Source organism: Glutamicibacter sp., from assembly GCF_032154645.1.
In the GTDB taxonomy this organism is placed as follows: Bacteria; Actinomycetota; Actinomycetes; order Actinomycetales; family Micrococcaceae; genus Glutamicibacter.
In genome coordinates this window covers 1-20,568 of sequence record NZ_JALDXV010000017.1, presented here as the reverse complement: position 1 = coordinate 20,568, position 20,568 = coordinate 1, and the positions used below count along the sequence as shown (strand labels likewise).

The following is a 20,568-nucleotide window of genomic DNA, read 5'->3' as shown; positions in this document are numbered from 1 at the left end:
ATGTGTATGCCACGCAATATCCAAGGCAGGGTGCCGCTGATGGCTATGAACTGGTCGCTCTGGCGTGCCTCATATGTTGGCCGATAGTCACATGTGATGCGTGGCCCAAGCGGCTCCTTATGATGCGCAGCCGTCTTCTATGACGCAGTTGATCTTTCGTTGCTCGAGGCAATAGCTCTCGTGGCAAGAAGTCGCGAGGCTCAACGGCAATTCAATAACGCATAGTCTCCGTGTTCTTCGAGAACGCTTTGGAGGCCAATACCTAGGATTTGCCGTTGAGATTCAAGCTCTGAACAGCAAAGTCTCGTGCGTTCTTTTCAAGCGTGGGGGAGCCGGAATCCAGGTACGTCGACGGCCAGGTGAAACCCCAGATGGTGTTCACCTGGCTGGATGGACGAACGGTGTGAGCGACTGTAGGCCATGCCCTGAATTCCGGTGCCTCTCACTTCACGGAATCGATTTTCGTGAGGCGGCAGGAGTCGTGGCGGGCTAGAGCATTTCCAGCGGTGTCTTGCGTGAAGGTGCTGAAAATGCTTCGTCAATCATTTCAAGATGTTCCGGCGTCAAATTGAGCATTGCAGCCTGGGCATTCTGCTCAACGTGGGCAATCGACGAAGATTTGGGAATAGCAATCGTGTTGGAGTCGCGGATTGCCCATGCGACTAGTACCTGCGATACAGCGACACCGAGATTCTGGGCGACAGTAGCAAGAGCTGGGTGATCTAAAAGCCTGCCTTGTTCAATAGGGGAGTAAGCCATCGTCGTGATCGCGGGCTCAGAAGCCGCGTGGGCAGGCAAGAGGTCGAACTCGACACCACGTCGGCTGGGGTTGTACAACACCTGATTGACCAGCGGTGGGTAAGGAAGCTCGGGAAGTTCGTCGGAATCGAAATTGCTTACGCCCCAGGCCCCGATGAGTCCGCGTTCAATGAGATTTTCGAATCCACGAACCGTCTCTTCTAACGGGTGGGACCCAGGCCAGTGCAATAGCAGCAGGTCAATGTAGTCGGTGCCCAGGCGATCCAATGAGCCTTCGCAGGATGCGATAGTTCCACGGTACGAAGCTTCGTAGGGCAATACCTTGTCGACAAGGTATACATCGTCCCGAAAAGGGGTGATTGCCTCTCCTACGAGTTCTTCTGCAAGCCCATCGCCGTACATCGTCGCGGTATCAACCAAAGTTAGTCCAAGTTCGATTCCTCGACGTAGTGTGGCGATTTCTTCCTGGCGCCTGGATGGATTCTCGCCCATGTACCAAGTTCCTTGGCCTATCGCTGGCACGCTGTGACCATTGGCTAGTTCAATCTGTGGAATGTTAGGCATGTCCGAAGCCTAAAACATGAATGACTTGGAGGAAAACTTCGTGAAGCGGGCATCAGGCCCCATGGCCTCTAGTCGGGGAAAATGAGGAAGAGACCCACATCTTTCGACGTAGGTCTCTTCATTGGGGTGAGTAACGGGGTTTGAACCCGCGACCTTCTGGACCACAACCAGACGCTCTACCGACTGAGCTATACCCACCATGTTTGTTTTGATCCAAGTCAAAGCCGAATTACGACTTGGCCCTGATTTCAGCAACGAGAAAAACTATACACTACGTTTGGCGGCGAAATCCAATCGGGCAATTTGACTCGAATCTGGCGGCCATCGTGGGATAAAAAAATCCGGTTGCAAGATGAAATCTCGCAACCGGACCTTTATTCCGGGTGAGTAACGGGGTTTGAACCCGCGACCTTCTGGACCACAACCAGACGCTCTACCGACTGAGCTATACCCACCATGTGATGCTTGGATCCTAGTCAGAAGCATTTCCGCTTCAGATTTCGTATCTGGCAACGAGAAATACTATACACATACTTTATTCAGGAATGCCAACCGAGCGCCCCTTAGGGCGCTGTGTGGTGCATCACTTGGTTTTTGAAGGGTAGATATCACTCGGATTTCGGCGAAGAGATAGCCGCTGCAATCTTGCGTGACGCGTCAGTAGAAGGTCCCGGGGCGGGAACCATGATGGAAGCGCGGTAATACCGCAACTCATCGATCGAATCTTGGATGTCACCCAAGGCACGGTGATTTCCGGTCTTTGCTGGAGCCGCATAGTGAGCCTTCGGGAACCACCGGCGGCTTAGCTCCTTGAGGGTTGAAACGTCGATGATGCGATAGTGGAGGTGCTCAATCACTTCTGGCATGTCGCGCATCAAGAAGTTTTTGTCGGTGCCTACCGAATTGCCGCCAAGCAATGCCTTCTTGGCTTCCGGCACGTGCCGCTTGATGTAGTCGAGAACGATTCGCTGAGCCTCGTCCATGCTGATGCCGCCGTCGAGCTCGTCGAGTAGGCCGCTGACTTGGTGCATGTTGCGTACAAAGTCGTCCATCTGTGCCACCGCTTCTGGAGCAGGTTTGATGACCACCTGGATTCCTTCGTCGACGACCTTCAGCTCGGAGTCGGTGATGAGCACTGCAACTTCGATCAGTGCGTCGTTGACGAGATCAAGCCCGGTCATTTCGCAGTCGATCCAAACAATTTTTTCTGAATTACTAGCCACGACCCTAATCTACCGCCATCGGAGGTGTGGTGCAGTCCACTGTGAATTCAACACGGTGCAGACCGGTGTCTACCGCATTGAGCGCAGGTGTCAATGCTAAAATCGAGGGAGATTTTGGGGCTCTCATCTAGAAAGTTTTCTTCCAACTAAACGCTGCGTTTTGAGCTCTGACTATGATTATTGTTCCCGATTCCGTGAGGTGTGATGGTGTCAGCTAGAGGTCTCGGGGCGCAGGAAACTGTACATATCCCCGGTGTTTCCGTGACTTTGCTCAACGGCATTATCGGCTCATCGCTCATTCTCTTTGGGTCTTTCGGCATCGGCTGGCTCGCCAGCGTTTCTCCGTTGAACCGCGATGCGTTCTTCATCGTCATGCGCACCGAACCTTCGGCTGTCATTCTCTCGGTGATCGTTTTGACGCTCGGATTTTGGGTGCTTTTCCGCGCGTGGTGGGTTCTAGGGCAGCAGCTAAAAAAATGGGAAGCCGGAACACTTCGGATTGTGCGCAAGGCTGTGTGGCTGTGGAGCATTCCCTTGTTGGTGGCACTACCCATTGTCAGCCGTGACGTCTTTGCCTATATAGGCCAGGGCAGGCTGGTTGAAGCCGGACAGGATCCCTATATTGACGGCATCTCGTCGCTGAACAACTGGTTCCAGCTTGGTACCGACACCATGTGGGCGCAAGACGGCACCCCCTATGGGCCGCTGTTCCTCACCATTGAGTACCTGGTGGTCAAGCTCGTCGGCGGTTCCACCGATGCGGCGATTCTCTGCTTCCGCGCCATTGCGTTCGTCGGTGTTTTGCTGACCTTGCGCTACCTTCCCAAATTGGCGGAACTGCATTCGACCAGTGGTGCAAAGGCGGCCTGGGTCGTTGTTGCCAACCCATTGTTCTTGATCAACTTCGTTGCCAGCGCCCACAACGATTCCCTGATGGTGGGCCTTTCGGTATGGGCTGTCTACCTCGCCTGCAAGAGACAGGGCGTGCTGGCTGTCATCGTGCTGACGGCGTCCATCGGCATCAAACCGATCACCCTGGTTCTGCTACCGTTCATCGGCCTGCTGTGGGCAGGGAAAGATGCAACCTGGCCGCGCAAGATTCTCTACTGGTTCTACTCAGGGATGATCCTGTTGACGCTGATGGCCCTGGTCGGGTGGCTGAACGGTTACTGGTTCGGCTGGCTGAAGGTCATGCTGTTTACCGGAACTGGATTCTCAGTGTTTGCGCCGGTGGGCATGATCGTAATTCTTGCCAGCACCTTGGTTTCCTCCTTCGGGCTGAGCACCGACTGGATCCTACCGGTGGCTAAACTACTGGGTCGGTTGATCGGTGTTGCCTTGGCCTTCGTCGTGATCTTCCGCGGAAGGTATGAGCGTCTGGTGCTGCGCCTTGCGGTTGGTTTCTCCGCCATCGTGGTGCTGTCCCCAGTGATCCAGCCCTGGTACCTGCTGTGGTTGCTGCCTTTCTACGCTGCAGTGGGAATCAAGGAAAACTGGCAGATGCTTTGGGTTTACCTGACAACAATGTTCTTCGTCGCCTACCAAGCGGCAGACCAATTGTTCATTTGGCAGTTCCTGCAGGAAGACTTGGTCCCAGCGGTTCAACTGACCTCATGGGCAGTATCTGCCGTCTGCCTTGTTGTTCTATTGTTCATCGATCCAAAAACCCGAAATATCGTGCCGGAGCTGCTGCTATCCATCAAGTGGGTGCGTGAAAAGTGGGACCGCAAGTCCGAGCGCAAGAAGCGCGCCTAATGAAACGCCGGGACAAAGCAGCGCTGTCGGGCCGATTGGGGTTGCACCCGCTGGCCTGGCATGGCTTCTTCGCCTCGACATTAATCACCTTCGGGTCTTGGGGCGTTGGCTGGTTCCCGCGAAACCAACTGTCTGCCTTGGCACGATCCGGCTTCTTTGTGCAGTTCCGCACCGACCTGTTCGGGGTATTGATCTGCATCGCTGCCATGGCCGTAGGAATTGTATGGCTGATGCGGACCTGGCTGATGGCCCGTCCATGGGTGGGAGGATCAGCCGACCTTGATGCAAAGCAGCAGGGAAAGCTCATTGCCATGTGGGCTGCTCCGCTGATGCTCAGCTTCCCGATCCTCAGCCGAGACGTGTACTCATATCTGGCGCAGGGAAGAATGCTGGAGGCAGGACTGTCTCCGTATACGACCGGCATTTCGGTACTTCCGGGATGGTTCGACGGGGGAGCAGACGGTCTTTGGGCGCAGTCTCCGTCACCCTATGGACCATTCTTCCTTGTACTGTCCCGGTGGATCTACGTAGTCTCCGGCGGAGTTCCGGAAATCGGCATCGGCCTGCTGCGCATCGTCGCTGTCATCGGCGTCATCGGCTGTTATTTCTTTACGGTTAAACTTGCTGCAAAGCTGAAACACAACACCCACTGGGCGGTCTGGGCAGTGGTGGGCAACCCTCTGTTCCTGCTGACCATGGTCGGCGGCGTTCACAACGACGCACTGATGATCGCCGGGGTCTTTTGGGCCTTCTTGCTCGCCTTTGAGAAGAAAACCATCATGGCAACACTCGCCTTGAGCCTCGCCGTTTCAATCAAGCCAATCGTGCTGGTGCTGCTTCCATTTATCGGATTGGTGCTCATCGGCGTGGATGGCACGATGCGCCAGCGCATTCTGATCTGGGTGAAAACATCCTGCTTCAGCGCGCTGTGGCTGCTGATCATCGGCGCGGTCACCAACCTGTGGTTTGGTTGGCTCCCCGCCATGTTCACTGCGGGCGACGCGGCATTCCCCTATGCGCCAGTGGGCCTTTTGGGCTGGAGTCTGGGCAACTTGGCGCAACTGCTTGGTGGATCTTTTGCCCTAACCCAGCAGATTGTCGTCCTGGCGTTTCAACTTCTCGCCATGGTTCTGGTAGCCAAATTTGCCTTGGCCAAAGATATATCGAATCCGATACGACTCTCGGCTTGGGCGCTGAGTGCGGTGGTGCTGCTGTCGCCATTAATCCAGCCCTGGTACGTGCTGTGGCTGATTGCGCTCTTCGCCATTTCCAAGCAGCTTTCGGCGGGCTCTGAGCGCTTGATGATTTGGGCGACGTCGGTCATTCTGGTGGCAGTCTTCGTCGATCAGCTTTCCATTGAGCAGTGGTACACGGTATGGCTGTTGAAGCTGGCGGCCGGGGCTCTGATGGTCGGATTGATGCTGGTGATGTACCGCTTCGACGAGCGGGTGCGACGGGTGCTGCATCTTGGCAGCGAGTCATCACAGTCTTCTCCCTGATCAATTTCACATTTCATCACATGGCCAGTCGCACAGGGAATGTACTTAAATAGGGATTATGAACAGCGTTACTTGGCCTGGGGCGATCGCCATCCTCGGCTGCATACTCTTCCTCGGGGTGGCGGGGGTCTTCCTGCTTGCAGTCCAGTACCGTCGCCATGGCAGATTGTCATGGCGCCGCACGATCACCACAACTGCTGCGACGCTCTACGGATTTGGGCTGTTCAGCTACACGATGCTCCCACTACCGGATTCGCAGAACTTTGTCTGTCAGCCAACACAGTTAAATCCAGGACATTTTGTCGGGGACTTTGCCCGTGCTTACGAGTACGGGACCAGGAGCTTCCTGACCGGGTTTACGCTCTGGCAGGTCTTGTTCAACATCATCTTGTTCATGCCATTGGGCATCCTCGCGGTGCGCTGGCTGCGCGGCAACGTGTTCACCGGCGTACTGCTGGGATTCGCAGCGAGCCTCGCCATCGAGCTGACCCAGTACACGGGCATGTGGGGGCTCTACCACTGTGCCTATCGGGTAGCGGATGTTGATGATCTGATCATGAATACGCTCGGAGCCCTGATTGGCGGCATCATCGCCTACCTTCCCATTTTCGCGTTCCTCTCCGGACCGCGTGAACCTCGCGCGATCAACGCTCCGGCTCGCCCGGTGACAAGGCGCCGTCGAGCCTTGGCGGATTTTTTCGATTCTTCATTTGCCGGTGCTGCAGTATTCGCCGTCAGTGCCGGGCTCCAGCTGATTGCTACCATGGGTGGTCCGCAAATTGAGGACCGGCTGCTGAACTTCGCGCTGCCGGCAGTTGTGGCGCTGGCGGTGTTTTTCATTCCAGCAATTGCCCCGGGGCGGGCAACTTTGGGGCAGCGCTGCGCCTGGATTCGAATCAGCTCGACACAGCGCAAGTATGTTCCAAGCTGGCGTGCGGGATTGCGTACGATTCTCGGTTTTGGAGGCATAACGTTCCTCTTCCAGATTTCGACGAGCCTCAACGACGAGCTGGACATGCCATGGGTCGGAACTTTCACCATGCTCTACGCCCTGATCAGTGCGCTCTGCCTGGTTGTGATTCCGAAAACTCGCGGCTTGGCGGGCATATTGACGGTCACGAGCTTCACCGACAGACGGAGTTCATGACCCCTTTGGCACTTGTTGGTGTTCGCTGAGGCTAAAATAGATCTGGTGCCTGGTGTTCGGATAACGCTGGACAGCCCAACTCGCGTCAACCGTTCGTCCCCAAATTTACGAGAGTAAAGGTCTGCAACGCAGTATGGAAGATAATAAGCCAGTCGTCCCGAATGAACCTCATAAGGCAGTACTCGGCACCGCAGTAGGCGCAACTGTAATCATCGCCATCGGTGCATTCATTCTCTCGTTTGCAGCGCTGACCGATCTTGCTGAACGTTCCGGCATCGATCCGAGCCTTGCCTGGATCTGGCCGATTATTATCGACGGCATGATCGTGGCTGCAACGGTGGCAATCGTTGCACTGAACGGCTTCAACCGTCGTGCAATGGTCTACCCGTGGTCGCTGTTGTTCTTCGGCGCCATCGTTTCGACCGCTGCGAACTCCACCCACGCAATCTTGACCGTCGACTCGATTGAAAACGGTGTCCCACCGTTGGTCTCTGCACTGGTGGCAGCCATGCCGCCGATCGTGCTGCTGGCAATCACCCACCTGACTGTCCACATGTATCAAAAGAAGTCCGAAGCCGCGAAACTGCGCGCCGAGCTGGACTACGACGAAGAACGAGAAAACGCCGAAAAGTACGGCGTGGCCTACGATGACGGCTACAACGCAGCGCTCAACGATGCGAAAACCGCTGAAGACGAACGCTTCGCCCAGTTGGAACAGGTGCACCAAGACGACTTGGCCCGTGCTCGCGCCGAAGCCATCGCGGCAGCACGCAATGACGCGAAGGTCACTCCAATCAAGGCAAACCCTGCACCGGCTCAGGAAGCCAAGAAGCCAGCGGCCAGCAACAACGACGACAAGACTCCGTTGTACGAGGATATGGCCAAGCAGCGCCTGACCCGCCCATAACTCAGGGTTTTTCCTCTCTAGGACAAACCTCACGTAAAGTCATTCCCGAAGGGGCACGGCCCACGGGCCGTGCCCCTTTTAGGCTTCTTTGCGGTTAAGCACCGCACCCAGCTGCCGAAGGAGGCATCTACAGATGGATCCACAAAAGAGCGCGAAGGACGACGAGTTCTCCGAACAGATTGCCGCCGCCGTGAGCCACTACGGCAAGGTTACCGGCGAGCTCAACACCGTGCTTTCGGCGATGAAAGCGAAGATTCGGCGCCTCTTCGCGCAGTCTGATGTCCAGCCGCTCTTCGTCACCGGACGAGTGAAATCAAAGGACTCCTTCCAAGCCAAGGCTTCCCGCCGGTTGCAGGAGAATCCAGACAGCGACCCGGTGCTTGAATTCCCGAATCCACTGCGCGAGGTCCACGATATGGTGGGGCTTCGCATCATCGTGATGCTGCCCCACGAAATCCAGCAGGTTGCCAGCCTGATCAAATCGCATCGAGAAGCTTTCGACTGCCGCAGCGACCGGGAGAAGGACATCGGTTCGGTGGAATCAGGGACCTACGGATACTCATCGCGTCATCTCCTACTTAAAACCCGCAACGAACCAACGGTGCGCAAGTTTCAAGAAGCCCTGGGCAAAAGTGTGGTGCCCAGCGGGAACTTCGTGTTTGAGGTGCAGATTCGCACCATCCTGCAGCATGCGTGGAGCGAAATGGAACACGACATCCGCTTCAAGCATCCCGGCGAAGCCGCCTGGAACCCTCAGATCGACCGGCATTTCACCGCAACAGCTGCGATGTTGGAGACGGTGGAAGACTACTTCACGGACATCGACGAGCTGTACCACCGGCTCAACGGCTACCATGACGAACACGGTGCGGGCGCCGAAAAACTCACCGGCGAGAAGATCGGGGAGATCTGGCAGACACTGCTGCCGCACGTCGACCGCAAGCGCGACGATGATTGGTCGTGGGCAGCAGAATTGCTTGAAGCCCACGAAATCGATCAAACCTGGCAGCTTGCAGGACTGTTGGACGCGGAGGTCGTTCGTGATGTCCGCGCGGCTCTAGATCACCGTTACTCCCCAGGCCCAGACCGGCTGCTCGACGATGTGCTGCTCTGGAGATTTGGCAAGGAACACATCGAGAAGACCAGCGGCTCAGACCTGCGCCGGCAAGGCTCGCTGCGCCGACGCCTGATCCAGATGAACGATTACCGCTCGTCGCATGATCTTTAAGCGGCGTGCTGGCCGTGGCCGCATGCGAGCACCGCTGTCGAATCAAACACAGTGTTGTTCATAACGCACATTTCACCGATAAGATAGATGAGTTGCCCATTTTCTGGGCTCAATTGATCTACCTGCACCCGTGTGAAAGGGCCACCACATGATTTCCGTAGCCAACCTTGAGCTACGCGTCGGCGCCCGCCTGCTGATGGACGAAGTGAACTTCCGCATCGACAAGGGCGACAAAATCGGATTGGTGGGCCGCAACGGTGCTGGCAAAACCACCATGACCAAAGTGCTGGCCGGTGAATCTCAGCCCACCGTCGGCGAGGTGACCCACAAAGGCTCCATCGGTTACCTGCCGCAGGATCCGCGGACCCCTGACATGGAGCAGCTGGCACGAGACCGCATCCTCGCGGCTCGCGGGCTGGATGTGGTCCTGAATAAGCTGGCCAAGGCCCGAGAAGACATGGCCAGCGAAGATGCCGCAGTAGCTGCCAAGGCCATGCGCCGCTATGACCGTTTGGAAGCCGAGTTCATCGCGGCCGGCGGCTACGCTGCGGAATCTGAAGCCGCCGCCATCTGTTCAAACCTCGATTTGCCTGAGCGCATCTTGAACCAGCCGCTGCGCACACTCTCGGGCGGCCAGCGCCGTCGCGTGGAGCTAGCCCGCATCCTGTATTCGGATGCCGAAACCCTGCTGCTTGACGAGCCGACCAACCACCTGGATGCCGACTCGATCATGTGGCTGCGCGACTTCATCAAGAACTACCCGGGCGGCGTACTGATGATCAGCCACGACACCGAGCTGCTGGACCAGACCGTCAACAAGGTGTTGTACCTGGACGCAAACCGTGCGGTGGTGGACGTCTACAACATGAGCTGGAAGCGCTACAAGGTGCAGCGCGAGACCGACGAGCGCGCCCGCAAGCGCGAGCGTGCAAACATCGAAAAGAAGGCTTCGGTCTTGCTTGCCCAGGCTAACAAGATGAAAGCCCGCGCCTCGGGCGCTTCGGCAGCGCAGTCGATGCTCAAGCGTGTTGACCGCATGCTCTCGGGCCTGCAAGAGGAACGTGCCAGCGACCGCGTCGCGGCGCTGCGCTTCCCGGACCCGGCTCCCTGCGGCAAGACTCCGCTCATGGCTGAGGGCCTGTCCAAGGCCTACGGTTCGCTGGAGATCTTCACCGATGTGTCGCTGGCCATCGACCGTGGCTCGAAGGTGGTGATCCTCGGTTTGAACGGTGCCGGCAAGACCACCCTGCTGCGTATGCTTGCAGGCGTTGCCGAGCCTGATACCGGAAACATCATTCCAGGCCATGGTCTGAAGATCGGCTACTTCGCGCAGGAACACGACACCCTCGATCCAGAGGCGACGGTGCTGGCGAATATGCGCCGCAACGCACCAGACCATCTGGGCGATGCCGATGTGCGCTCCATCCTCGGCTCGTTCCTCTTCGTCGGCGACGATGTGGACAAGCCCGCCGGTGTTCTTTCCGGTGGTGAAAAGACTCGTTTGGCGTTGGCGACAATCGTCGCGTCCAGTGCCAACGTGCTGCTGCTCGACGAGCCAACCAACAACCTGGACCCTGCCTCTCGAGCCGAGGTGCTCGGCGCATTGTCGACATTCCCAGGCGCTGTGGTTATGGTGTCGCACGATGAGGGCGCCGTCATGGCGTTGAAGCCCGAGCGCGTTGTGATTCTGCCCGACGGCGATGAAGACCTTTTCAGCGAAGACTACCTGGAATTGGTCAGCCTGACTTAAAACCGCGCAATTTGCGAATCATCGGCCAGCAAAGAAACTTTGCTGGCCGATGTGCTTTAAGATTCTTAAGTTTCGCGCCGCACCAAATGCCTCGAGTTCTGCGGCGGCGCCAAGGTGTTCTCAGGCGACGATGCCGCGGCGTGGAACCTGGGTCCTCCATTTCTGGGGTCGGACTGCTAGCCGTCAATCGGCACAATCAGCGTCGTACGCGTCAACCGTCGGCGGCTGAAGGTTCGCCCCTCGAATGGGCATCCGAATTCCCTAGGTAACCGGATCATTGGCAGCGACGTGGGCAGAGGGCGCTAAATGCAATTGAAGCCGATGAAGAATCGTTCATCGGCTTCAACAGTGTGGATAAGGTTTAGCTGCCTGGGTGGGAGGAAGACTTCTCATCCTCGTCCCACATGGCGTCCTCAACGGCTTCATCGGTCAGCGACCCGTCGCGGCGGAATTTTTTGGCTTCCTTGACGCGAACCTTGCGCACCTTGTGCACAGGTTCGTCGTATCCCATGGCCTGAGCCTCGGCGAGTTCCGCCGCGTCTTCTGCATTGATTTTCTTCTGTGTACGCGCTGCGTACCAGAAACCGACAAATGCCAGGACGCCAAAGATGTACCACTGGATCTCGTAGGACAGATGCGGGCCCTCGTCCATGTCCGGTGGATCAAGCTGCTGCGGAGCCGATGCCGACGCCGGGGTTTCCTCGTACATGATTCCGTAGGAGCCCTGCGCCACTGGATATCCCACTGCGTTCTGGAAATCCTCTAGGTTGATGGTTGCAAGCTGTCCCTGAGGTGCACCGCGGTCCAAGCGGATCTCGCCGGGCTTCAATCGCGCCTTGACGGTGACTTCGCCGGTCGGGGCCGCAGGCACCGTGTCCGGATGTCCTTGCTCGTTATTGCCGATGGGTAGGTACCCGCGGTCGATGACAACTGTTTCACCGTCGGTGGTGGTAAACGGAACAAGGACTTCGTAACCTGGTTGACCGCTCTTGATTCGGTTGCGCACCACCAACGTGTCATCGCCCACGTACTTACCGGTCAATTCGACGGTGCTCCACGTTTTGTCTTCGGGGAGGCTTTCAAAGTAATCGATGGCATCCTTGCCGGTCAGGGGATCGGCAAAGTAATTTTGATTGACGCGGCTGATGCCTTCGAGCACCTCGGCGCGGCGGCTGGCCTGCCAATTGCCCAATGATACGCAGGCCACGGCAAAGAGAATGACGAGCGCGAGCCACCCAAGCCAGCGTGAGCTCGCTAGAAAACGGTACATCTAGTGGCCGGCTCCTTTGGAAGCGTCGAAGGGGAGCGTTTCTTTATACAACAACCGCTCCTTGAGATAGCTTTCAAGCCATTCTCGGTGTTCTGCACATGCTAGCCAGATCTTGCGGCGATCCGGAGTATGAATTTTCGGATTGTTCCACAAGATTTGGTATGCGGCGACAGCCTTGCATCCCTTGCGGGAACATTGCACCGGAGCCGGCGTTAATTGAGTTTCGCCGCTGAGCGAACCAAGCAGATCCATTAATCCTCTTTAGTTTCGGTGGACTCGTCGCTGTTTCCCGTCGCTGGGTTTGCGGGCTGTTCATTCGTTTCCGAATCTTCTGCCAGCGTGCCGTCGATAACTTCCGAATTTGCCGGCGGCTCTGGAACTGCTGAATCCGATGCGTTCAGCTGGCCTGGCTCGTCGGGACGGTAAAACTCCGCAGGGGGTTCACGTTTGGTGATATCCGAACCGCCGTTGGCTATAACAACTGCAACATAGGGAAGGAAAACTGCACCGATAAGCAACGCCCAGCGAAGCCAACCAGAAGCAAGGAAAGCAAGGATGAAGCAGATAACGCGGATCGTCATCGTGATTGTGTATTTGCGTATACGAACATCACGCTCCGCGGTGTGCGACTCGCGCGCGTCGGTAATGCGGTGCACCTGGGGGTCGTTAGATTCAGGGTGCGCATGGTGCTGAGACATCAGGTAAATCTTTGCTTCATGGACATTGGTTCACACCTGATTATCTCACTCAAGCCTTGAAGAATCGAATTTCTACACACTGTCGAAGCGGTAAAACCCGGTGGTAACAAATAGGATTGATGACGGAGTAGCTACTTACCTAAGTAAAGTGCACAAAAACTGCCTGCTGAGCCCAGCTTGGATCCGGCAAAATTCCGTGCACGAATGGAGATTTACATTGACTACTGAATCATCGACTGGCCGCAGCGTACTAGTCACTGGCGGCAATCGAGGAATCGGCTTGGCCATCGCGCGGGCCTTTGAAGCAAACGGCGACAAGGTGGCCATCACCTACCGCAGCGGTGAAGTCCCCGAAGGCCTGCTGGGCGTGAAGGCCGACGTCACCGACGCGCAGTCTATTGACGAAGCCTTTAAGGAGGTTGAAGCGGCGCATGGGCCGGTTGAAGTCATCGTCGCCAACGCAGGGGTGACAAAAGACACCTTGCTGCTTCGGATGAGCGAAGACGATTTCACTTCGGTGATTGATACCAACTTGACCGGTGCCTTCCGCGTGGTCAAGCGGGCTGCCAAAGGCATGCTTCGTTTGAAGCGCGGCCGTGTAGTTCTGATCTCTTCAGTTGTCGGTCTTTATGGATCACCCGGCCAAATCAACTATTCGGCCTCCAAGTCGGGTTTGGTGGGCATCGCTCGTTCGCTGACCCGTGAGCTAGGCTCTCGCGGCATCACCGCCAACGTGGTTGCGCCAGGCTTCATCAATACCGAAATGACTGCGGTGCTGCCCGAAGAGACGCAGAAGAATTATCTTTCAACGATTCCTGCCAATCGATTCGCAGAGCCGGAAGAAGTTGCCAATGTCGTCCGTTGGATCGCCAGCGATGAAGCGGCTTACATCTCCGGCGCAGTTATTCCGGTCGACGGGGGATTGGGCATGGGGCACTAGTAGCCCGCGCCGTCCACAAGTTTTCTTCAGGCGAGCCAACGCTCTGGCCTGGTGTTTTCAATAAAAGGAGTAAGTGAAGTTGAGCGAATACAAGGGTGCGATCGTCACCGGTTCATCGCGGGGCATTGGGTCGGTAACCGCACAGTTGTTGGCCGAACAGGGCATCGGTGTTGTCATCAACTACCGTGCCAAGGCACCACGCGCCAATAAGATCGTTTCAGCCATTGAGGAAAAAGGCGGCAAGGCAGTTGCCATCGGTGCGGATCTGACCACGGCAGAGGGGCCACAGGCTCTCGTCGACGCTGCAGTCGAGAATTTCGGCTCGCTCGACGTACTGGTTCTCAATGCCTCGGGCGGTATGGAGACCACCCTGGGAGAAAACTACGCACTGCGCCTGAACCGTGACGCGCAGGTGGCGATGCTTGAGGCAGCTCTTCCGAAGCTGAGCGAGGGCGGCCGCATTGTTTTCGTCACCAGCCACCAGGCTCATTTCATCCATGAAGTTTCAACCATGGATGCCTATGTTGCTGTTGCCAAGTCGAAGCGTGCCGGTGAAGACGCATTGCGTGAATTCATCCCGCAGCTGGCAGAGAAGAACATCAAGTTCATCGTGGTTTCGGGCGACATGATCGAGGGCACCATCACCGCTACGCTGCTGAACCGGGTTGAGCCGGGAGCTATCGAGGCACGTCGTGAGGCGGCTGGCAAGCTGTACTCGGTAGAAGAGTTCGGAGCCGAAGTGGCAAAGATGGTCTTTGCAGATGTCGAATCCGGCCACACCGAACTCGTTGGCGGCGCCGAAGACTTCCTGAAGCAGGCTGGCAACTAAGAGGCCAGCGGTCCGAAGGGGCCGGCTGCCGTCATCTTCAACAGCAGCCGGCCCCTTGGTCCGTCGGCACGACAAAGGCCAGTTCATTCATTGAATAAACTGGCCTTTGCTGTTGCAAATTACTTGTTGTCGCAGACGATCTTATTCCATGGGCTGTACGTCCAGGTTTTCGTTTCGGCGGGCAGTTTCTTCGAGCCGTCGACGGTTTCGCGGTAGCGAGTCACATCGATCGTGAAGCCCTTTTTGCCGCCCGATTCGGAGATGCACTGCTTTGCCTTGTTGTGTACCGTGGTCGGATCGGTCTGGTTGTACTTGCCCGAGGTGTCCTGTGAGACCTTCCAGTACTTGGTTGACCACAAGCGGGTATGTACGGCATCGTCCGAGACCCACGCCTGGATCATGACGCCGTAGGGGGTGTTGTTCTCCCAAATCATATCGACCTGGCCTTCCCACAAGGTGGCCTCGCGGCCCGCCGGGTAGCGGTCGAACCAGCGTGAATGAGGCTTGTGGGTGATGTCGTCGTAACCGGCGAGGAAGCCGACGTTGTACATCTGGGTGGAGATCTGCGAGAGCCCGCCGCCCACTGCCTCGGCGCTGAACCCGTTTTCAACTACGCCCGATGAGTAATATCCATTGGCGGTGGTAATTGGGCCCAGGGCCTGCAGCAGGGAGAAGCGTTCGCCTGGCTTGACGATGATCCCATTGACTCGTTCGGCGCCTGCGCGAAGGTTCTTGGTACGCACGGTGTCCGATGCTGGGTAGGGCGTGGAGAAGTCCACGATCTCTTCTTTGATCCCAAGCTTCTTCGCATCTTCGGTGCTGAAATCGGCCTCGGATTCAGCCATCGTCACCTCGGCCTTGCGGTCATCGCTTTGGCTAGCGGTCAAGACCTTGGCGCCAAGGTCCTTGGTTTCCAGCGATACGCCCTTTACAGAGTCTTCAATGACGGGCTTGCCATTCTTCAGGACGATCTTGGCGTCCTTGGCAGTGCTGGATAGATCCGAATTCTTGGTAGCTGCCTTGTAGAGCTTTTCATCGTCGAGGCTGACGCTTGGTGCGCCATCCTTCACCGCATAGGTGGCTGCGGCCGCGATTGACGAAGGCGAAATCGAGGCGGTCTTGTCGCCGGAAACGAGTGTGACGCCCTTCTTCAATAGTGCGGCGACCTCGCCGTCGTAGAAGGCTTGCAGTGTCTCTTCGGAGACTTCTGGCTTGCTCACCTGTGCGGGCAGCTCGACGGCTGGACCAGCGATCTGCCATTCGTTGGCGATGGTCTTTGCCGCACCGTCGACATCCAGAGAGACGCCGTCAACAGGCTCGGTAAGTGTTGCCCTGCCGTCCTTGAAGGTGATACTACCTTCCTTGACCTTGTTGTCGGCCTTCTTGGCCAAGTCGGCCAGCGCGGCGTTGAGCTTGTCCTGATCGACGTCTATGGCCGCCGTAGCCGAGGCGTCGCCGGTGACCTTCTCGTACAGTTTCACCGGGTTGATTTCATAACCAGTCAGATCGGCCACGGTCTGATCGACGCTAAGCGTCAGACCAGCTACGGTCGGATCGAGCTCATAAGATTTCCCGTTGACTACGACCTCGATCGGTTTCTGAGACAGCGGAACTACTTGGTCTTGCAGTGCCTGACGCGCAGCATCCTGATTCATTGATCCGATGTTGACCCCGGCAATCGACGCATTCGACGGTACCTGCGAACTAACATAGGCGGCTCCACCGAAGTAGACGGCCGCGACAGCAACTACGCAGGATCCGGTGATGATCCACGGCTTAGCACTGCGCTTTGGCTTTTGCTTTTCCGGCGTAGGGTTCGGAGCATAGGGATTGGACGCAGACGAAGAACTATCTGGTTTTGGGTTCTGCACAGGACTATTGACTCTTTCAACAAGCGGTCAGTTGATGGCGCTGTGACCAGACTCCCGTCAGGGTCAACGATTGCGTCAGTTGAAATACTATCGGCTGGAACAACCAGCAAATCACCGTAAAGCCATAAATCAGCGAATCGTTATCGAGTTGTTGGATTTCTCCTAGTTGAGATCGTTGAGTACGAGATCTGCAATGACGTCCAGTCGAGAGAAATTTATTTGGACGTCCGCCTGTTCTCGAAGCGCCGGCTTGGCATTGAAAGCAACACCCAACGCTGCAGCGGTAACCATATCTAGGTCATTGGCTCCGTCGCCGGCGGCGATGGTCGAATGCATATCAATGCCATGTTCAGCAGCCCACGCGCGCAACATCTTCTCTTTGGTGCTTCGATCTACGATGTCACCGTGGACAGTCCCGTCTAATACTCCATCTGCAATTCCCAAGGTGTTGGCCAGCGCGTGGTTGAGACGAAGGTCTTCTGCCAACGGATCGAGGATTTGCTGGAAACCACCAGACACAACGCCCACCTTGTGACCCGCCGCATGGAATCGTTGTACCAAGTCACGTGCTCCGTCGGAGAAAATGATGCGCTGCCCAACCTCATCGAGAACGCTGACGGGAAGGCCTTTGAGTGTCGCCACGCGTTGAATCAAGGACTGAGCAAAGTCCAACTCGCCGCGCATGGCGGCCTCGGTTACGGCAGCAACTTCGGCCTCGCGTCCGGCATGTGCCGCCAGCAACTCGATAACTTCCTGCTTGATCAGAGTCGAATCGACATCCATGACCAGCAGCATCTGCGGAGACTGGGTTAGGTCAGAATCGATTGCTGCCACACAGACATCCGATTCCCTGATATCACCCGCCTTGATCGCTGCAGCCACGAATTCATGCGCGGCCTGGCTCAAGGTCTCATGTTCGATGTCCAACACGGGTGACTTGGCCACGAGGCGGTCAGAGCTATTGCGGATCGAGACGCGGGCGTCTGCTGGGATCAGCCCCTGAGCTTTTGCACGGTCCAAAAGCTCGGTCAGCTGGTGATGCGCAAATGCCGGGCGGGAAACAAACACAAGAGTTGAGGCCATAAACTTATTTTCTCGTTTAGAGTGCTGTGCGACCAAACATGACGGAGCCCCTGCTGCGCGTATGGCAGTAACAACTGTCTGAAACGACGCATTATGTATATTCGCGCCCAACAAAACATGCACATAAAGTCGCGTCAATTAGTGAATCAGGGGTCATAAGTCTAGGCTTAAAAACCATGAGCGAAGTGCTATCTTTCAACGATGTCAGCGTGGTACGCGGACGTAAAGACCTGCTAAAGGACGTTTCCTGGGAGGTTAACGAAGGCGAGCGGTGGATCGTGCTTGGACCAAATGGGGCCGGCAAATCAACCCTGATGAACATTGCGGCGGCTCGTCTGCATCCGACCCGTGGAACCGCACAAATTCTCGGGGAGACCCTGGGCCGCGTGGACGTTTTTGAATTGCGTCCGCTGATTGGTTTGAGTTCCGCCCTTGTAGCCAATTCGATTCCTGGTAACGAAACTGCGCTGAATGTCGTCCTGACTGCAGCTTATGGCGTGACCGGACGCTGGCGTGAAAAGTACGAAAAGCTTGATGAGCGACGTGCTTTCAATCTGCTGCACGAGTGGGGAATGTCCACATTCATGAACCAGGCGTTCAACAAGCTCTCAGAAGGCGAGCGTAAGCGAGTCCTGATCGCCCGCTCGTTAATGACGGATCCAGAATTCCTGATTTTGGACGAGCCCGCCGCAGGCCTCGACCTTGCTGGCCGAGAAAACCTTGTCGCGAAGCTCAGCGAACTCGCAGTTGACGAGTACGCACCAGCCTTGGTGCTGGTGACGCACCACCTTGAAGAGGTGCCATTAGGTTTCACTCATATCTTAATGATGCGCGACGGTCAGGTAATAGCTGCAGGCGAAATAGAGCAGACCTTGACCGAAGAAAACCTTGAAGCGACCTACGGCATGCCTCTGGCACTGCGACGTGAGGGCGGACGCTACTCCGCATTTGCGCGTCACTAAGCATCAGGCGAAGAACTCTTTAGGAAAGAATTAAATAGTGATCGAATTTTGGCGTGAAGCCCTCGTCTTCCTTGGCGGATTATGGGCAGGAACTATTAATACAGTTGTTGGCTCCGGCACTCTGGTTACCTTCCCAATCTTGGTTGCGCTGGGTGTTGCTCCGGTTAATGCTGTGGTTTCCAACGCCATGGGTTTGGTCGCTGGTGGATTTTCCGGTGCCTGGGGTTACCGGCGCGAGGCTGCAAGCGTCAAGCGAACGCTGCTGAAACTCGTGCCGGTCTCCCTTGTGGGTGGACTGATCGGTTCGCTGCTCCTTCTGAACCTGCCGGAAGCGGTGTTCGGAGTAGTGGCACCCATCCTTCTAGTCTGTGCGTTGGTGCTGGTGATCTTCCAGCCGCGACTTTCTAAGTGGGCTAAAACCCGGCAAGCAGAGCGCGGAAGCACCGACCCTGATGACGCTGACAAAGCTAAGATTCCGCTAATTTTGTACATCTTGGTTTTTGTTATCGGAATTTACGGTGGCTATTTCACTGCTGCGCAGGGCGTGTTGCTCATGGCAGTCTTCGGAGTCTTCCTCCAGGCCTCATTGCAGCAGTCAAACGCAATTAAGGTGATTCTGTCCTTGATCGTGAATTTGATTGCCGCCGCCATGTATTTGATCATCGCCCCCGAGCGAATCAACTGGCTGATTGTTCTCTTGATTGCGGTAGGTTCATTGATCGGCGGCTTCATCGGAGCCAAGATCGGCAGAAAGCTTTCACCAGGGTGGCTTCGACTGGTCATCGTGGTACTTGGCCTGGTGGCACTGGCCAACATGCTTTACAAGTTGATGCCGAGTGCTTGATCCCGTGGGGCAGATCCTGAACCCCGAACGTATCCTTCCAATCCAAGATCTTGCGGATACTCGGTTGGACGAGTACTTACGACTTTCGGAAGCGCATCTACGCATGCGCACGTACGTTGAGAACGGCCTCTATATTGCCGAAAGCACCAAGGTGGTGCAGCGCGCAATCAATGCCGGACATCAACCGCGTAGTTTCCTTCTGGCAGAAAAACACCTCGGGCAGCTTGTTGATGAATTCAATAGGTTCCCAGAAGTCCCGATCTTTATCGGAGACGATCGCCAGCTTCAGGATTTGGTTGGATTCCACCTGCACCGCGGTGCCATGGCTGCGATGAATCGTCCAGAGCCACTGGACCTAGATGCGGTACTTGCGCAATGTTCTCGTATTGCAATACTGGAAGACATTGCCGACCACACCAATCTTGGCGCAATTATTCGTTCGGCTTCCGGCTTGGGCGTCGACGCCGTTCTGATTACGCCGAAATGCGTTGATCCTTGGTACCGCAGAAGCGCTCGGGTCTCGATGGGTACTGTCTTCGATTTACCTTGGGTACGGCTCGGCTCCTGGCCAGATGAGCTTTCGAAAATAAGAAACCACGGTTATCGGTTACTTGCAATGGAGCTGACCGAAGACGCAGTTCCACTGTCGGACATTGAAATTTCCGCGGGCGAAAAGGTCGCCATGATTCTCGGCAACGAGGGGCGCGGTGTGACGGCCGAAGCGCTGGACGCTGTAGATCAAACCGTCATCATTCCTATGCACCGAAACGTCGATTCGCTGAATGTCGGAGCGGCCAGTGCCATTGCGTTCTGGCATTTGTGCTCTTCGCCACGATAATTCGTTTTATCGACTGGTCAAGAATTTGATAGGATGGAATGTCTGTGTGCTGTGATTCATCTGATGGGTCGCTGCAGACGAATTTTCCGAGAAAGTAGCTGCTGGCAAAATCCAGTGGCCATAAACAAAAAGGTGTAAAGCTATGAAGGCTGATATCCATCCACAGTACGGCCCAGTTGTCTTCAACGACCTGGCATCCGGCGAAAAGATCCTGACCCGTTCGACCGCCACTTCGGACAAGACCATCGAGTGGGAAGACGGCAACACCTACCCAATGATCGACGTCGAAATCTCGGCTGCATCGCACCCGTTCTACACCGGCAAGCAGCGCATCATGGACACCGCCGGTCGTGTCGAGCGCTTCAACGCCCGCTTCAAGGGCTTCGGCGGCAAGAAGTAAT

The 20,568-nt window shown here is 56.3% G+C and carries 19 protein-coding genes and 2 tRNA genes; 12 read left to right on the top strand and 9 right to left on the bottom strand.

Going from position 1 to position 20,568, the window contains the following annotated elements:
* Window positions 1-489: 489 nt before the first annotated feature.
* The 4 genes from RUH64_RS13170 to orn form a co-directional block, all read right to left on the bottom strand.
* Entirely contained in the window at window positions 490-1,323 is an 834-nt protein-coding gene (locus RUH64_RS13170) for an aldo/keto reductase (RefSeq protein ID WP_313813977.1), read from the bottom strand.
* A 122-nt stretch (window positions 1,324-1,445) separates the two neighbouring features.
* Window positions 1,446-1,521: transfer RNA gene (locus RUH64_RS13165), tRNA-His, on the bottom strand.
* A gap of 184 nt (window positions 1,522-1,705) precedes the next feature.
* A tRNA-His gene (locus RUH64_RS13160) sits at window positions 1,706-1,778 on the bottom strand.
* 153 nt (window positions 1,779-1,931) lie between these two features.
* Window positions 1,932-2,546, bottom strand: coding sequence for an oligoribonuclease (gene orn, locus RUH64_RS13155; RefSeq protein WP_313813976.1), 615 nt, complete (start codon window positions 2,544-2,546; stop codon window positions 1,932-1,934).
* A gap of 204 nt (window positions 2,547-2,750) precedes the next feature.
* Between orn and mptB (RUH64_RS13150) the strand changes: the two genes are divergently transcribed.
* The 6 genes from mptB (RUH64_RS13150) to RUH64_RS13125 all read left to right on the top strand — a co-directional run bounded on the left by mptB (RUH64_RS13150) (window position 2,751) and on the right by RUH64_RS13125 (window position 10,832).
* Entirely contained in the window at window positions 2,751-4,301 is a 1,551-nt protein-coding gene (gene mptB / locus RUH64_RS13150; RefSeq protein ID WP_313813975.1) for a polyprenol phosphomannose-dependent alpha 1,6 mannosyltransferase MptB, read from the top strand.
* Window positions 4,301-5,800: a polyprenol phosphomannose-dependent alpha 1,6 mannosyltransferase MptB gene (mptB, locus tag RUH64_RS13145; RefSeq protein ID WP_313813974.1), complete on the top strand. Its 1,500-nt coding sequence runs from the start codon at window positions 4,301-4,303 to the stop codon at window positions 5,798-5,800. The genes mptB (RUH64_RS13150) and mptB (RUH64_RS13145) overlap by 1 nt, the downstream gene beginning before the upstream one ends.
* 58 nt (window positions 5,801-5,858) lie before the next feature.
* Window positions 5,859-6,947 carry a VanZ family protein gene (locus RUH64_RS13140; protein WP_313813972.1) on the top strand — a complete coding sequence of 363 codons (1,089 nt, stop codon included), beginning with the start codon at window positions 5,859-5,861 and terminating at the stop codon, window positions 6,945-6,947.
* 133 nt (window positions 6,948-7,080) lie between these two features.
* Window positions 7,081-7,854, top strand: a complete 774-nt coding sequence (locus RUH64_RS13135) for a DUF2637 domain-containing protein (RefSeq protein WP_313813970.1) — start codon at window positions 7,081-7,083, stop codon at window positions 7,852-7,854.
* Between the two features lie 133 nt (window positions 7,855-7,987).
* Window positions 7,988-9,082: a (p)ppGpp synthetase gene (locus RUH64_RS13130; RefSeq protein WP_313813969.1), complete on the top strand. Its 1,095-nt coding sequence runs from the start codon at window positions 7,988-7,990 to the stop codon at window positions 9,080-9,082.
* A 148-nt stretch (window positions 9,083-9,230) separates the two neighbouring features.
* On the top strand, window positions 9,231-10,832 hold the full coding sequence (locus RUH64_RS13125) for an ABC-F family ATP-binding cassette domain-containing protein (RefSeq protein WP_313813968.1): 1,602 nt from the start codon (window positions 9,231-9,233) through the stop codon (window positions 10,830-10,832).
* 361 nt (window positions 10,833-11,193) lie between these two features.
* On the opposite strand, the gene RUH64_RS13120 is transcribed toward RUH64_RS13125, so the two are convergent.
* From RUH64_RS13120 to RUH64_RS13110, 3 genes are read right to left on the bottom strand one after another with little or no spacing between them, the layout of a single operon-like run.
* Window positions 11,194-12,102 carry an SURF1 family protein gene (locus RUH64_RS13120; protein WP_313813967.1) on the bottom strand — a complete coding sequence of 303 codons (909 nt, stop codon included), beginning with the start codon at window positions 12,100-12,102 and terminating at the stop codon, window positions 11,194-11,196.
* The gene (locus RUH64_RS13115; RefSeq protein ID WP_313813966.1) at window positions 12,103-12,354 is read right to left on the bottom strand and encodes an acetone carboxylase; all 252 of its coding nucleotides are present in this window, start codon (window positions 12,352-12,354) and stop codon (window positions 12,103-12,105) included.
* A complete protein-coding gene (locus RUH64_RS13110; protein ID WP_313813965.1) occupies window positions 12,354-12,800 on the bottom strand; it encodes a DUF3099 domain-containing protein in 447 nt (148 codons plus the stop codon). The genes RUH64_RS13115 and RUH64_RS13110 overlap by 1 nt, the downstream gene beginning before the upstream one ends.
* A gap of 217 nt (window positions 12,801-13,017) precedes the next feature.
* On the opposite strand from RUH64_RS13110, the gene RUH64_RS13105 reads away from it, so the two are divergent.
* Complete coding sequence (locus RUH64_RS13105; RefSeq protein WP_313813964.1) at window positions 13,018-13,740, top strand: beta-ketoacyl-ACP reductase; 723 nt, start codon at window positions 13,018-13,020, stop codon at window positions 13,738-13,740.
* 79 nt (window positions 13,741-13,819) lie between these two features.
* The gene (locus RUH64_RS13100) at window positions 13,820-14,569 is read left to right on the top strand and encodes an SDR family oxidoreductase (protein WP_313814046.1); all 750 of its coding nucleotides are present in this window, start codon (window positions 13,820-13,822) and stop codon (window positions 14,567-14,569) included.
* 119 nt (window positions 14,570-14,688) lie between these two features.
* Here RUH64_RS13100 and RUH64_RS13095 read toward each other — a convergent pair whose 3' ends face one another.
* Both RUH64_RS13095 and serB read right to left on the bottom strand, forming a co-directional pair.
* Window positions 14,689-16,440 carry a VanW family protein gene (locus RUH64_RS13095; RefSeq protein ID WP_313813963.1) on the bottom strand — a complete coding sequence of 584 codons (1,752 nt, stop codon included), beginning with the start codon at window positions 16,438-16,440 and terminating at the stop codon, window positions 14,689-14,691.
* A gap of 162 nt (window positions 16,441-16,602) precedes the next feature.
* Window positions 16,603-17,523, bottom strand: coding sequence for a phosphoserine phosphatase SerB (gene serB, locus RUH64_RS13090; protein WP_313813962.1), 921 nt, complete (start codon window positions 17,521-17,523; stop codon window positions 16,603-16,605).
* Between the two features lie 176 nt (window positions 17,524-17,699).
* On the opposite strand from serB, the gene RUH64_RS13085 reads away from it, so the two are divergent.
* From RUH64_RS13085 to RUH64_RS13070, 4 genes are all read left to right on the top strand, one after another.
* Window positions 17,700-18,485, top strand: coding sequence for an ABC transporter ATP-binding protein (locus RUH64_RS13085; RefSeq protein WP_313813961.1), 786 nt, complete (start codon window positions 17,700-17,702; stop codon window positions 18,483-18,485).
* A gap of 40 nt (window positions 18,486-18,525) precedes the next feature.
* The gene (locus RUH64_RS13080; protein ID WP_396276030.1) at window positions 18,526-19,329 is read left to right on the top strand and encodes a sulfite exporter TauE/SafE family protein; all 804 of its coding nucleotides are present in this window, start codon (window positions 18,526-18,528) and stop codon (window positions 19,327-19,329) included.
* 4 nt (window positions 19,330-19,333) lie between these two features.
* Window positions 19,334-20,167, top strand: coding sequence for an RNA methyltransferase (locus RUH64_RS13075; RefSeq protein WP_313813958.1), 834 nt, complete (start codon window positions 19,334-19,336; stop codon window positions 20,165-20,167).
* A 142-nt stretch (window positions 20,168-20,309) separates the two neighbouring features.
* Window positions 20,310-20,567, top strand: coding sequence for a type B 50S ribosomal protein L31 (locus RUH64_RS13070; protein ID WP_313813957.1), 258 nt, complete (start codon window positions 20,310-20,312; stop codon window positions 20,565-20,567).
* The last annotated feature ends 1 nt before the right edge of the window (window position 20,568 follow it).

What these genes read in the sequence shown, in the direction of transcription:
- RUH64_RS13170 (WP_313813977.1), bottom strand. Translation starts at nt 1,323, where the DNA reads ATGCCTAACATTCCACAGATTGAACTAGCCAATGGTCACAGCGTGCCA.
- mptB (WP_313813975.1), top strand. Translation starts at nt 2,751, where the DNA reads ATGGTGTCAGCTAGAGGTCTCGGGGCGCAGGAAACTGTACATATCCCC.
- mptB (WP_313813974.1), top strand. Translation starts at nt 4,301, where the DNA reads ATGAAACGCCGGGACAAAGCAGCGCTGTCGGGCCGATTGGGGTTGCAC.
- RUH64_RS13140 (WP_313813972.1), top strand. Translation starts at nt 5,859, where the DNA reads ATGAACAGCGTTACTTGGCCTGGGGCGATCGCCATCCTCGGCTGCATA.
- RUH64_RS13135 (WP_313813970.1), top strand. Translation starts at nt 7,081, where the DNA reads ATGGAAGATAATAAGCCAGTCGTCCCGAATGAACCTCATAAGGCAGTA.
- RUH64_RS13130 (WP_313813969.1), top strand. Translation starts at nt 7,988, where the DNA reads ATGGATCCACAAAAGAGCGCGAAGGACGACGAGTTCTCCGAACAGATT.
- RUH64_RS13125 (WP_313813968.1), top strand. Translation starts at nt 9,231, where the DNA reads ATGATTTCCGTAGCCAACCTTGAGCTACGCGTCGGCGCCCGCCTGCTG.
- RUH64_RS13120 (WP_313813967.1), bottom strand. Translation starts at nt 12,102, where the DNA reads ATGTACCGTTTTCTAGCGAGCTCACGCTGGCTTGGGTGGCTCGCGCTC.
- RUH64_RS13115 (WP_313813966.1), bottom strand. Translation starts at nt 12,354, where the DNA reads ATGGATCTGCTTGGTTCGCTCAGCGGCGAAACTCAATTAACGCCGGCT.
- RUH64_RS13110 (WP_313813965.1), bottom strand. Translation starts at nt 12,800, where the DNA reads ATGTCTCAGCACCATGCGCACCCTGAATCTAACGACCCCCAGGTGCAC.
- serB (WP_313813962.1), bottom strand. Translation starts at nt 17,523, where the DNA reads ATGGCCTCAACTCTTGTGTTTGTTTCCCGCCCGGCATTTGCGCATCAC.
- RUH64_RS13085 (WP_313813961.1), top strand. Translation starts at nt 17,700, where the DNA reads ATGAGCGAAGTGCTATCTTTCAACGATGTCAGCGTGGTACGCGGACGT.
- RUH64_RS13070 (WP_313813957.1), top strand. Translation starts at nt 20,310, where the DNA reads ATGAAGGCTGATATCCATCCACAGTACGGCCCAGTTGTCTTCAACGAC.